Consider the following 12,558-nt stretch of genomic DNA (forward strand, 5'->3'; position numbering starts at 1 on the left):
ACTTAGATATGAGAAGTTAGGATCTAGATGCTGTACTGCTTGGCCCTGCCGCCCTTACCGGATTATCTGTAGGCCACTTAGATAGCCGAGCCGTATTTGAAGGCGCAAAAAAGCGGGGTAGCTCCGGCTACCCCGCTTTCGTTTCTGGCGCTGTGTACAACCTCACCAAATGGTCAGGCGAAAGTAATGCGGCGCGGTTCTGTGGTATTCACAGTCGGACGGAAAGCTTGCCGCTCAACTTTACGGTTGTCCGCCGCCACCAGTAGCTCCGTAGATTTGGCCGGTGGCATAGCTGGCGTCGCTGGCGGCTAGCTGCACGTAGATTGATGCCAATTCCGCGGGCTGACCAGGGCGACCCATCGGTGTGTCGCCGCCGAAGCTTTTCAGCTTTTCCTGCGTGGCGCCACCACTTACCTGCAATGGCGTCCAGATGGGACCGGGGGCCACTCCATTTACCCGAATTCCCTTGGGGGCCAGCTGCTTCGCCAACGACCGGACGAAGCTGGTGGTAGCGGCTTTGGTCTGGGCGTAGTCGTACAGATTAGCCGAGGGGTCTGTTGCTTGTTCGGAAGTGGTGCCAATGATGGTCGAGCCGGGCTGCAAATGCGGCAGAGCGGCTTTGATAATCCAGAAAGGCGCGTAGATGTTGGTCTTCATCGTCGCGTCGAAGTCCTCTGTTGTCAGGTCTAGAATGGACTGGCGTTGCTGCTGCCGCGCCGCGTTGCTCACCACGATATCCAACCCGCCCAGGCCACGCACTGCCTCGGCTACCAGCCGTTGGCAGAAGGCTTCGTCGCGAAGGTCGCCCGGAATGGCAACTGCTTTCTGGCCCGCGGCTTTGATGAGGGCTACCACTTCCTTGGCATCGGCCTCTTCAGCGGGCAGGTAGTTGAGCGCGACATCGGCGCCTTCCCGCGCGTAGGCAATGGCGGCGGCGCGGCCCATGCCCGAATCAGCGCCGGTAATTAAGGCTTTACGACCTTTCAAACGGCCCGAGCCTTTGTAGCTCTTCTCGCCGTGGTCGGGTACGGGGTCCATTTGGCCAGCCAGGCCCGGCCAGGGTTGAGACTGGCCTTTGAATGGCGGCTTGGGGTATTTCGTATTCGGGTCCAGCAGCTTTTCCGGGGCGGATTCAGCCTCATTCGATGCTGCTTGCACCGACAAAATGGGCGCAATGGCGGCAGCGGCCAGGCCCGCGCTTAAGCCGCCAACTACCTGGCGCCGGCTGAGTTTGTTTTCCTCGTTCATGGTATGGATGGCTCTTGTCGTTTTTGATTGGACTGGTATTCTTGGGTCGGGAATAGCCACATCTATTGCCGCGCTGTTAGCTACTTACCGTCTCAATGAGTTGCTTCTGGCTTGTCGTAGAAAAGCCAGTAGAAGAGAAGTGGAAAAAGGTCTACGCGCCCTTCTAACACAACGTTCTCAACAGTAGTAACTCGATTGTCCAGTTTGCTTCAACGGGTGAAAATTCCTTCTCGAAAACACTACTACAAACGGGAGTTCTGGGCGCTCCTTGCTTCTGAGGGGTATTAGGACGAGCCAATCTTGCTGGTACCAGTTACGGCTGAGGGAGTCTAAACGACATGGCGGCAGCCGTTGTGCCGCCACTGGGCCCATTAAGACAATACCTGCCTCGCTATGTGTCGCCTCCATGAGGCTCTACCTAACGTTATGCTTGTTCTTGCTACCGATATGTCGCCCCGCTGGGGCTATAGCTTACCATCCGATTGATGTTGCTCGTAGCAGCAAGCAGCAGTTAGAGCCGCCAGCTTTTTCTTTATAGCGCTGCCGTTGTTGGTTCGAGGAGGGCAACTGCATTTGCCCTCGTGAATATCTCGGTTCGTTCTTGTACTCAGCAGTGAATCATTCAACTATTTAAGTGGCTGGTCGTACGTCAACGTAGCAAGTAGTAGTTGGAGCGGCGCTTTATAGCCGTTCAAGAATATACAGCGCGGAAGGCGAAACCAAGACAAATGCGGATATATACAATGCGGCGGGTGGTCCTGTTGGGACTAGGGTTGCTGGCTGTGGCCAACTCAGTTGTGGCGCAGAGCAATCCAAGCAGCGGCGGCCAACAAGGCGGCGCGTCCGGCGGCAGCAACAGCCAGCAGCAGCAAGGGTTCGGCGGACCCGCGGGCGGCAGCCAACAGCAACAAGAGCAGCAGCAACGTCGGCAGCGCATGGAGCAAAGCGGCCCGCCCGCAGGTGGCAGCGGTGCCGCGGGTTCATCGGGTGCCCCAGCTGGCGCCAGCGGTGGAGCACCGGCCGCAGCCGGCCAAGCACCCGGTGCCCCGCCACCCAGCAGCCCCGACCAGCCCGGTGAGCCTAGCGGCTCGACAACGCCGCGCGCGCCGGTGGGTGGGAGTGGCGCCTCGCTGTCTAACGTGCAAGTGCCGCAAACCGGGGCGGCGCGCGTGTTGAGCGTCGCGCCGGAGCGGCTGAGCTTGCCGGAGGCCGTGCGCATTGGCCTCGAAAACAACCTGGCCACCTTGGTGGCAACCGAACGCGCCGAAGAGGCGCGCGGCGCGCTTCAGCAAGTGCGTTCCTTTTTGTTGCCCAATATCAGCGGCTCGGCGTATCAGCAAAACCGCACGCTTAATCTGGCCGCGCAAGGTCTGGGCGGTGGAGGCGGGGAGGAGATGATGGGCGGCAACGGCGGCGGTTCACCAATGGGCAGTGGGGGCTCGCCTATTCCTTCTTTCGTCGGGCCCTTCAACACCTTCGATGCTCGCTTGAACTTCTCGCAAAGCATCCTCAATCTGGCCGCGTTGCGCGAGTACAAAAGCAGCAAGGCGGGCGTGCGAGTGGCCGAGCTGAATACGGAACTGGCCCGCGAGCAGGTAGCCACCTACGTCGCCCTTACCTACCTGGCCGCCCAGCGCAGCCAGTTGGAAGTAGCCGCCGCCCGCGCCGATTTGCAACTGGCCGAATCGCTGCGCGAACTGGCCCTGAAACAGCGCAAAGCCGGCATCGCCAACGGCATAGATCTGGTAAGAGCGGAAACCCGCGCCGCCCAGGAGCGCCTGCGCGCGGTGCAAGCCGAAGCCGCTGCCGAGCAAGCCCGCCTCGATTTTGAACGGGCCGTGGGGCTTCCGCAGGGCAGTACCACCGTCCTCACTGATACGCTAGGAACTGGCTCCCAAACTCCGCCTGCGCTGGCCGAAGCCATTCAAATCGCCATCGTTGCCCGGCCCGAAGCGCGCATCGCGGAGCAAACCTTGCAGCAAACCGAGTTGCAGCGCCGAGCCCGCACCGCTGAGCGCCTGCCCAGCGTCGACGCTTTTGGCGACTACGGCCAATCAGCCAACACACCCTTCAAAAACGACCGAATGACCCGCGCCTACGGGGTACGATTGAGCGTGCCCGTGTTCGATGGCGGCTTCACCCGGGGGCGGGTCACGTCGGCGGTGAGCCAGCAGCGGCAAGCGGAATGGCAGCTCGGCAACGCCAAGGGGCAGGTGGAACAGGATGTACGGGAGGCACTGCGGGGCTGGCGGCTGGCTGTGGAGCAGGTGCGCGCCAGCGAGGAACAGTTTGAATTAGCCACGCGAGAGCTGGACTTGGCTACGCAACGCTTCCGGGCCGGCGTGGCCGACAACCTCGAAGTGGTGCGCGCCCAGGCGGGCCTCGCCAATGCCCGCGCCCTGCGCGTGCAAGCCTTGGCGCAATACGGTACGGCCCGCCTCAACTTCGCTGCGGCTACGGGCGCGGCCCAATCATTTCGTTTGTAACCTATCCAGGAGTAGAACAACCAGCAATGGCAACCACCACCCATAACCCCGCCGCCCGCCGCGCCGACCCGTTGGATGCACCCGACCAGCGGCCCCGCGCCCCGCAGCGCCAGCTAGAAAGTCCGGCGAAAGATGCGCCCGACGAGGCCACCAAAAAGCCCGTGTACCGCCGAACCTGGTTTATTGTTGGCGCGGTGCTGCTGGTGTTGCTGGCCCTATTTTTTGGAATTCGCTACTGGCTGCACGCCCGCGCCCATGAGTCCACGGACAATGCTTTCATTGAGGGTGATGCCGTGCGGGTTAGTCCGCGGGCAGCGGGCACGGTGCGCCGCGTGTACGTAACCGACAATCAGTTCGTGAAGGCGGGCACTTTGCTGCTCGAAATCGACCCGAGTGATTACCAGACGCGTCTTGAGCGGGCCCAGGCCGCCGTGGCCAGCGCCCAGGCTCAACAAGCCGCTACGGCCCGCGCCGCCACCTCGCGCCGCAGCGTAATCGACCAGCAGCGAGCCCAGCGGCAGGCCGCCGAAGCCAGCCTGGAACAAGCTTTGGCCGAGCAACGCGCCGCCCAGGCCCAGGCCGACCTCGACGCCGAAGATGAACGGCGCTACCGCGAATTGCTCCAAACCGACGCCGTATCTGAGCAGCGCTACGCCCAGGCCCGAACGGCCGCCCGCACTTCCGCCGCCCAGGCTACGGCCGCCCGCAAACGCACCGAATCGGTGCGCGCGCAGCTTGGGCAAGCCAAGGCTGCCATCACCCAATCCGAAAACGATTACAAGCAGGCCCAGCAGCAAATTGGGGTGGCTGAGGCGCAAATAGCCGAAGCGCAAGCCGCGGCCCGCGAAGCCGAGTTGCAACTGTCGTACACCAAAATCTACGCCCCCGAAACCGGGCGCGTCACGCGCAAAGCGGTGGAGCAGGGGCAGACGCTGGCGGTAGGGCAACAATTGCTGGTACTCACGCAAGGCAACCTGTGGGTGACGGCCAACTTCAAGGAAACCCAGCTCGAAAAGATGCGCGTGGGTCAGCCCGTGGAAATTGAGGTCGATGCCTTCCCGGACCAAAAGCTCCGCGGCCGAATCCAAAGTTTTCAACGCGGCACCGGATCCCGTTTCAGCCTGCTTCCCACCGAAAACGCCACCGGCAACTACGTGAAAGTGGTGCAGCGCATCCCCGTCAAAATAGAATTCGAAGACCAGCCCAACCTGCCCCTGCTGGCTCCCGGCATGTCGGTGGTGCCGGAGGTGGATATAAGTGTGCAACCCGAAGACAACCAAACGAAGAACCAGGCCGCTCAACGCCAAGCAACTGCCGTTTCGCCGCGCCGGGAATAGAAGGAGGAGTGCTTGGTGCCTAGTGCTTGGTTGAGACGTCGTCTGCCTCTGCGTCTTCCGCGCCAACTTCTGCGCCCTCTGTGGGCTAAAAACCAGCCGGTCTGTAAAGGCTAAATCGTCAATTCTAATTCCCCTTCATGACTTCTTCCTGGCACGCTGACCTCGCCGATTTCTTCGCTACCATCAAGCGAGAAGACGAGGCATTCCACCAAAACGGCATCCGCCGGGCCACTTTCTACGCCAACGCCGTGGGGCCGGCCCTGGAAGCCGCCGCCGAGGCGTTACGTTCCCACGGCCGCGAGTGCGAAACGGGCACCGACAACGACCGGCTCTACCTGATTGTGCGGTTGCCGGGCGGGGAAGTGGAGTTTCAGTACGCCGTGCTGGCCGAAGTGAGCATCGAAACCGTGGTGCCCTACGCGCACTGCTGGTTCGAGGAGCCCAATGCCCCTACCAAACAGGAAACCGACGACGCAAACCAAGAAGCCAACGACTCCAAAGACGAGGATTCAGAAGAAGAATCCGAGGAGGGCGGCGAAGAGAAGAAAGACGATAAAAAGGACGACAAGAAGTCTGAGCGCACCAAAACCATTGAGCCGCTCGCGAGCTGGAACGACACCCGCTCCCTCGAAAGCATCACTGCCGACGAAGTGCTGGCCGATTTCCTGGCTCATTACCGCGAAGCCGTAACGCGTCTGCGCGCCCACTTGCACGCCCAGCCAACTCAAGGCAGCTAGGAATTTCGCAAACTGCTTATGAGCCAGGTCAAAACTAGCCCCAAAAAAGCCGCTGCGAAACCAGCCAGCAACAAACCGCCCGGCACCGAGGGCAGCAAGAAGTGGTTTATTGCCGTTACAGTAGCGCTGGCCACGTTCATGGAAGTGCTCGACGATACGAGCGTGTCGGTGGCGCTGGCGCAGATTGGCGGCAACCTGAGCGCGGGGCAAGACGAGGTAACCTGGGTGGTGACGGCCCAGCTCGTGGCCAAAGCCGTGGTGCTGCCGGTGGCCGGCTACCTGGCTACAGTGGTTGGCCGTTCGCGGCTGTTTTCGATTTGCTTGCTGGCCTACGGGGCCTCGTCGCTGCTGTGCGGGCTGGCGCCCTCGCTCAACATGCTGGTGGCGCTGCGGGTGCTGCAAGGCTTGTGCGGCGGCATGTTGTCGCCGATGGCGCAGGCCATTCTCACCGACTCGTTTCCGTCGTCGCAGCGCGGTTTAGCGTTTGCCGCTTATGGCGTGGCCACGGTAGTAGCGCCTACTGTCGGGCCCACGCTGGGCGGCTACCTCGTGGACAATGCCAGTTGGAGCTGGGTGTTTTTCGTAAACGTGCCGGTGGCCGTTATCACGGCTTTTCTGGTGTCGGTGCTGGTGCACGACCCGCCGGCGCTGGTGAAGGAGCGTATTGCGCGCTGGGCCGGGGGCTTGCGCGTCGATTATATCGGGCTGAGCTTGCTGGCCGTGGGCCTTTCCGCCCTGCAATTTGCCCTGAGTCGGGGCGAGCAAGACGAGTGGTTCAGCTCGGGCATGATTACAACCTTCATGGTGGTAGCCGTGGTGGCGCTGGTGGCGGGCGTCATTTGGGAGTTTCACCACGCCGAACCCATCGTGGAGCTGCGCCTGCTCAAAGACCGAACGTTTGCGGCCTCAGTCATGGTGATGTTTGCCGTGGGAGTTGTGCTGTTTGGCAGCTCTACGCAGTTGCCCCTTTTCCTGCAAAACCTGCTCGGCTATCCGGCCGTGACAACTGGCCTAGCTATTTCGCCCGGTGGGGTGGCCGTATTGTTGCTCATGCCGGTGGTAGGTTTGCTCACGGCCAAGGTGCAGGCGCGCTGGCTGGTGCTGTTAGGGCTGGCAATCAGCGCGGCCTCCCTTTACCACTTCACTAACGTCCTCAGCACCACCATCGATTTTCGCAGTGTGGCTTGGGCGCGGGTATATCAAAGCATGGGGCTGGCATTTCTGTTCGTGCCCATCAACGTGGCAGCATACGCGAGCTTGGCCAAAAACAAAACCAACCAAGCCGCCACCATCGTCAACCTGGCGCAGTCGTTGGGCGGCAGCTTCGGCATTGCGGCCGTCACGACGCTGTTGGCGCGCCGGGCGCAGTTCCACCAAAGCCGCCTCATCGATACGCTCGATTCCTTCAACCCGGTCTACGAGCAATCCATCCAGAACCTCACCGCCGCCCTCGCCGGCCTCGACGAAGACCTCACGGCCGCTGCCTTGCGAGCCCAAGGTGCCGTGTATGGTCTGGTGCAGCAGCAAGCCAACGCGCTAGCCTACGTCGATGCCTTCTACGTGCTGGCTATTGCCTGCCTGGTCGCCATGCCCCTCGTGTTCCTGATGCGCCCCAACAAACCCGGCGCCGACGACGCAGCCGCTGCCGGGTAAGTTAATGCCGCGAGCGGTGGAGCAAGCCCGCTACCACGCTGAGCGCACGGCCTTGAAAGGAGCCCAGTGCCCGACGCCTGAACTCGCCGCTGGCTATGCTACGACTGCAGTACTATCCTGCCAACGGTCATAGCGCCACTCCGCGATTGAGGTGGTCCAGCTAAGCTGGACACTTTTCGGACGTGGTTTGGAGGTGGGTTTCGAAGTGGTTAGGTGATTGGTAGCCAAGGGCCGAGTGGCGTCGCTCGGCGTTGTAGTAGGCAATGTAGTGGCTCAGTTCGAGGCGGGCCTCCTCCAAGCCAGGAAAGCTGCCGCCGTCGAGTAGTTCGGTTTTGAGCCGGCTCCAAAAGGACTCGGTCAGGGCGTTGTCGTAGCAGTTGCCGCGCCGGCTCATGCTCGGTTCGGCGCCGTGCCGGGTGAGCAGGTCGCGGAAGCGCGTGGCCGTGTACTGGCTGCCCTGATCCGAGTGCACGATCAGCCCGGGTGCGGGCCGGCGCACCACCAAGGCCCGGCGCAGGGCTTCGCTGACCAGGTCTTCGGGCATCGTTTCGCGCACGTCCCAGCCCACGACCTTGCGCGAGCAGGCATCCTGCCAACTGGCCAGATAGAGCCAGCTGCCCCCTTGTTTGGGCAAGCACGTGATGTCGCCGACCCAGACTTGGTCCGGGGCGGCGGGGCGGGGCTGGCCCAGCAGGCGGTTGGGCGCCACGCGCCGGCCGTGGGCCGAATCCGTGGTGCGGGGCACGAACGAGCGCGGCTGTTGCGCGCGCAGCCCGTGGGCCCGCAGCACGCGCCGGATGCGCCCGCGGCCCACCCGGTGGCCTTCGGCCTGGAGTTCGGCCCGCAAGCGGCGGGTGCCGTAGCGCCGCCCGTGGCGCTGAAATGCCCGCACCACGGCCCGCTCCCACGCCGGCGCGGGTTGTGCCCGGCGCCCGCGCCAGGCGTAGTAGGCGCTGGCCGACACCCGCAACAGCGCGCACAAGCGGCGCACCGGCACTTGGCGGCGGTGGTGCTCGATGAAGCGGTAGCTGCTCACGGGGTCTCGCGGCTGAGCCTGCGCTATAGCAGGCAACTGGCCAAGGCTTTTTTTAAAACGGCCAGCTCGCGCTGCAGCCGCTGGTTCTCAGCCCGCAACGCCCACCACTCCGGGTCTCGCGCCTGCGCCGCGCTGCCCGCCTCGGCCTCGGCTTGCGCCCGCTGCCAGCGGTAGAGCAGCGTCTCGCTGATGCCCAACTGCTGGGCCGCCGCACGGGTAGAGCGGCTTTGCTGGGCTAGGCGCAGGGTCTCGGCCTTGAATGCGGCGGCGTATTTGCGGCGTTTCACCGGCGGGCTGATTTGCAACGTACTTGCCATAATGAAGGGGAAAGTACTTCCGAACTCTGTCCGCCTCAACTAGACCACCTCATCCCCTCATACCGCTAGTTGGTTTTTCAGTAACATTTTCCTGTCTGACGAAGTAACCGATGATGGGCATAAGTTTATGCAAGCCCATACTATTTCGATAGCCGTACCAACTTCGCTCTTCGAAGCAGGCTAGCTGTAGTCTACAGTCGCGAATTGCACTTGTCACTACAGCTAGCCTGCTTTTTCCTACTGCTTCACGTAGACTGGCAATAGCTTCGTTTCTTTTATATGAGATGGATATGACTCTCACTGACCTTACAGGTCAGGTTTGCTTGATGCTGAGCATAGTGAGCAGTGCCGCTGTGCTAGGAGGCAACCTGTTCGACATGTTGGTAAACGAGCCTAATTTGGTGCGCGGATTTCCCGGTAGTCTGACGCATATTCGGCAGTATTGGGTGCACAGTAATCCCGGCGATTTCTTCAAGATACTTACTCCAGTAGTGGTACTTAGCACTCTAGTGGCGCTGATAGCGTTCTGGCCAGCGGCCTACGGCCGCCGTTACTGGCTGCTAGCGGCGTTGCTGAACTACGCAATCACACAGCTTATCACAGTGTTGTACTTCTTTCCACGCAACACGATTATTCGTTCCGGTACTGAGAAAGAGGTGGCCCAACTGCTGACTAGTTTTTCCACCACCCGCTTCTACCTGGAGCTACTGCGCAATTTGCTCACACTGGCTACAGCCGGACTAGGTTTGTGGGCTTTGCAACAGCCGTTGCCCAACAATTAACTGGAAGGTGCCGGCCGGCCAGCGCCGCTGGCGCCTGGCGCGGTCCAAGCACGTTAGCGCAAGACAGCATGTACTGGAACCCCCTGCATTTCCGTCATGTATGTCGTGTATCCTAGGCGTTCCGTGCTAAGGCATACGAGCCGCGACTAACTCTATGCATACACCCTTAGATGCCAAACCACTTCTTGAATGGAACAAGGCGCTCCACCGGCACCAACACCTCGAAGGTTGGCGCGGGCTCAAGGAATAGCTTCAACCGGGTTTTGGAATAGGTATGCGCTTCCTTGATGGCCCCGATACTCACGATGACTTTGCGGTTGACCCGGAAAAATAGGTCACTTGGCAGCAATTGCTCTAACTTTTCGAGTGTATAAGTCAGGGCATAGTGCTTGTTGTCGCGCGTGTGCAAAAACACGTTCTTATTCAGGAAATAAAAGCAGGCGATGTGCTCTGTTTCGATGGACACCATCCGGCTGCCGGAGTACACCATAAACCGTTTTCTGACTGCGGGCTGGCCGTTCTCAGCCAAGTAAGCTAGGGCTTCGTAATCGGGCGGGGAAGAAGGAGTTGCATAGTGCTTCCGGAACTTGCGCAGCGCCGTGGACAGCTCCACTTCGTCGAGAGGTTTGAGCAGGTAGTCAATACTGTGCTGCTTAAAGGCCTCGATGGCATACCGGTCGTAGGCGGTGGTGAAGATGACAGGGTGCTCCACCTGACAGCGCTTGAAAATCTCGAAGCCCGAACCGTCGGCCAGGTGAATGTCGAGAAAAATCAAATCCACTACATGCCGGCTCAAAAACGCCACTGCCGCGTCCACCGAGTCGAGGCGCTGCACCACGTGTACGCCGGGGTCGATGCTGGCTAGCAGCCGCTCCAGCTTGTCGGCAGCCAGGTCTTCGTCTTCCACAATGACAGCGCGGACACTCATTCGGTGGGAATCAAGGGAAGTTTAGCCACATATTGCTGATCGGCCACGTAAAATTCGGGCACAGCGCCAGAAATCAGTCGGTATTTTTCGGTCAAGTTTCGCAAACCCAGGCCCGTCGAGGCGCTACGATCAGTGCGGGGCTGATAGTTGTTGGTCATCACTAGGTGCGCGTCGCCGTTGGTGAGGTGAATGGTAAGCGGGGCGGCCTTGGACACCACGTTGTGCTTCAGTGCGTTTTCGGCCAATAGCTGCAACGACAGCGGCGGAATCAGCCCGTTTAGCGTTTCTTCCGACAAGTAAATAACCACTTGCAGGCTAGCGCCGAACCGAATCTGCTGCATGAAAATGTAGGAATTCAGAAAAGTCAACTCCTGCCGCACGGTCACCACCGGCTCGTCGTTCATTTCTAGCACGTAGCGGAACATGCGCGCGAACTCTTTGATGTAAGCGTCGGCCTGGGCTACATCTTGGTAGATAAGCGACGAGAGGACGTTGAGGCTGTTGAAAAGAAAGTGTGGGTTGACCTGATTTTTTAAGGCTTTATACTGTAAGTCCACGCTTTCTTTTTCAAGTTGTGCTGAAAATAACCGCAGTTCGTCCCGTTCCCGCACCAGTTGCAGGTATTTGGCGACGATGAAAATGGCAGTGTTCACAACCAGCGAAATAACGGATGTCTTGGCCAGTAACACCAGCAGCCCCTCGTTGGCCTCTTGGCCCCGGATGACCAGCCACGTAACAAAGCCGAACGGCACCGTCACGGCCAAACTGTAAGCCGCCACCCAGACCGCTTCTCTCGCCAAGCGGCCCCGGCCGGCTGCTGACCGAGCCAGCACGGCGGCCACGAAGGTATTGCCCAGGGCTAGAGCCAGAAATAGACAGCCAAACGTAATGAGGAACTCCCGAAACGCGTCTGGTATCGAATCAGCGTCGTTAAGCACGTCCTCCAAGCCCATGAGCAAAGCCAACACGAGCGCCAGCACCAGGTAGAAAAGCACGCGCACCTTGTCTGGTGTTGAGAAGCGGGTGGCAGTAGCAGAATTGACGGGCAGCATAGCATGGGAAGCCTTTAAAGCTTGAGGAACTGTGGGCAGTCAAGAGGGTTTTTGTCGCTGGCGCAGGAAACTCATCAAAACCATTATTGCACCGTTAGTGCCTGTTCCCAAACCTCACTGGCTCGAAAGTAGCCTAGTGCATCGGCGCGGGCGTTGCTCACGTTGCGGACATTGCCTTGAATGTTAGCGGGTGGCGGGTCGCCGAACAGGGGGGTAGAGGAAGTTAAGTTAAATATGCCAAATAAGTAATCGTACATACGCCGGGAAATAGCCAACTGCTCTACCCGTACCAAGTCCCCAGCCTGCACGGTAATTTCGCCGTTGGGCCGCAGGCCGGTTAGGGCTTGGCCATCGAAAAACTCGTCCGACGCGATTACCTCGAAGGAGTTGCCGGGGTCGGGGTTCATCTGCAACTCGCCGTTGATGTATAGCTTCCACTGGTAGTAGTTGCGCGCGCCGGCCGGGTCGCGCGTATCCACTTTCACGTAGTTGCCGGCGGGCTGAACGCCAGTGGCTGGCTCGAACTCATAGTAGAGCCGCTCAATCGGGGGGCCAGCTAGCAGCGTTTCCTGCGCCTCGTATGTCTCGTCGTTGTAGCTAATGCGCAACGTATACGTTCGATCCACCTGCGCGGGCAGGCTACGGTGCACATATACACCATTGCCTTCGTGGACGAAGGTAAAATTCGTCGTGCCATCCGAGACGCTGACCGTGGCCGTGGTTACCGGCGGGGGCGAAGCCGCCGCGCCAACAAATTGGGTGGTAGTGGTCAGCGTGATGCGCTGAATGTTCGCGTCCGGTCCCAGACGGTGCTCAATGCCGCCTTCGACTACCAACCGAGGCGTCGTAGATTTCACGTCCACATCCACCACCGTCTCGCAAGCGGTGGCCGGCAGCAACAGGGCAAGCATCGCTCCAGCGCGGCAGCGGGAGCCTAGTAGTGCGAAGCGTTGGAAGATGACTTTCATGGTAAAGAGAAAGG

Annotated in this window: 11 protein-coding genes; 5 read left to right on the forward strand and 6 right to left on the reverse strand. The window is 60.4% G+C overall.

The genetic code is table 11. The annotated features are described in order from the left end of the window. Nucleotides 1–240 precede the first annotated feature (240 nt). Nucleotides 241–1,248, reverse strand: coding sequence for an SDR family oxidoreductase (locus ACYSMN_RS03785; protein ID WP_488922507.1), 1,008 nt, complete (start codon nucleotides 1,246–1,248; stop codon nucleotides 241–243). 728 nt (nucleotides 1,249–1,976) lie between these two features. Between ACYSMN_RS03785 and ACYSMN_RS03790 the strand changes: the two genes are divergently transcribed. The 4 genes from ACYSMN_RS03790 to ACYSMN_RS03805 all read left to right on the forward strand — a co-directional run bounded on the left by ACYSMN_RS03790 (nucleotide 1,977) and on the right by ACYSMN_RS03805 (nucleotide 7,461). Next, the gene (locus tag ACYSMN_RS03790) at nucleotides 1,977–3,734 is read left to right on the forward strand and encodes a TolC family protein (RefSeq protein ID WP_488922508.1); all 1,758 of its coding nucleotides are present in this window, start codon (nucleotides 1,977–1,979) and stop codon (nucleotides 3,732–3,734) included. Nucleotides 3,735–3,760: 26 nt separating this feature from the next. Then, the gene (locus tag ACYSMN_RS03795; protein WP_488922509.1) at nucleotides 3,761–5,071 is read left to right on the forward strand and encodes an HlyD family secretion protein; all 1,311 of its coding nucleotides are present in this window, start codon (nucleotides 3,761–3,763) and stop codon (nucleotides 5,069–5,071) included. A gap of 137 nt (nucleotides 5,072–5,208) precedes the next feature. Beyond that, nucleotides 5,209–5,808: a hypothetical protein gene (locus tag ACYSMN_RS03800; protein WP_488922510.1), complete on the forward strand. Its 600-nt coding sequence runs from the start codon at nucleotides 5,209–5,211 to the stop codon at nucleotides 5,806–5,808. Between the two features lie 18 nt (nucleotides 5,809–5,826). Next, entirely contained in the window at nucleotides 5,827–7,461 is a 1,635-nt protein-coding gene (locus tag ACYSMN_RS03805) for a DHA2 family efflux MFS transporter permease subunit (RefSeq protein WP_488922511.1), read from the forward strand. 160 nt (nucleotides 7,462–7,621) lie between these two features. On the opposite strand, the gene ACYSMN_RS03810 is transcribed toward ACYSMN_RS03805, so the two are convergent. Together ACYSMN_RS03810 and ACYSMN_RS03815 are read right to left on the reverse strand one after the other, a co-directional pair. After that, nucleotides 7,622–8,497 carry an IS3 family transposase gene (locus ACYSMN_RS03810; protein WP_488922512.1) on the reverse strand — a complete coding sequence of 292 codons (876 nt, stop codon included), beginning with the start codon at nucleotides 8,495–8,497 and terminating at the stop codon, nucleotides 7,622–7,624. Between the two features lie 23 nt (nucleotides 8,498–8,520). Continuing rightward, a complete protein-coding gene (locus tag ACYSMN_RS03815; protein WP_488922513.1) occupies nucleotides 8,521–8,814 on the reverse strand; it encodes a transposase in 294 nt (97 codons plus the stop codon). Between the two features lie 290 nt (nucleotides 8,815–9,104). Here ACYSMN_RS03815 and ACYSMN_RS03820 point away from each other — a divergent pair, with 290 nt between their 5' ends. Beyond that, nucleotides 9,105–9,596, forward strand: coding sequence for a hypothetical protein (locus ACYSMN_RS03820; RefSeq protein WP_488922514.1), 492 nt, complete (start codon nucleotides 9,105–9,107; stop codon nucleotides 9,594–9,596). Nucleotides 9,597–9,762: 166 nt separating this feature from the next. Here the strand turns inward: ACYSMN_RS03820 and ACYSMN_RS03825 are convergent, their stop codons facing one another. The 3 genes from ACYSMN_RS03825 to ACYSMN_RS03835 form a co-directional block, all read right to left on the reverse strand. Beyond that, entirely contained in the window at nucleotides 9,763–10,524 is a 762-nt protein-coding gene (locus ACYSMN_RS03825) for a LytR/AlgR family response regulator transcription factor (RefSeq protein ID WP_488922515.1), read from the reverse strand. Next, complete coding sequence (locus ACYSMN_RS03830; protein ID WP_488922516.1) at nucleotides 10,521–11,576, reverse strand: sensor histidine kinase; 1,056 nt, start codon at nucleotides 11,574–11,576, stop codon at nucleotides 10,521–10,523. The genes ACYSMN_RS03825 and ACYSMN_RS03830 overlap by 4 nt, the downstream gene beginning before the upstream one ends. A gap of 83 nt (nucleotides 11,577–11,659) precedes the next feature. Next, complete coding sequence (locus ACYSMN_RS03835) at nucleotides 11,660–12,544, reverse strand: DUF4249 domain-containing protein (protein WP_488922517.1); 885 nt, start codon at nucleotides 12,542–12,544, stop codon at nucleotides 11,660–11,662. Nucleotides 12,545–12,558 lie beyond the last annotated feature (14 nt).

The organism is Hymenobacter sp. M1-2, assembly GCF_057808495.1.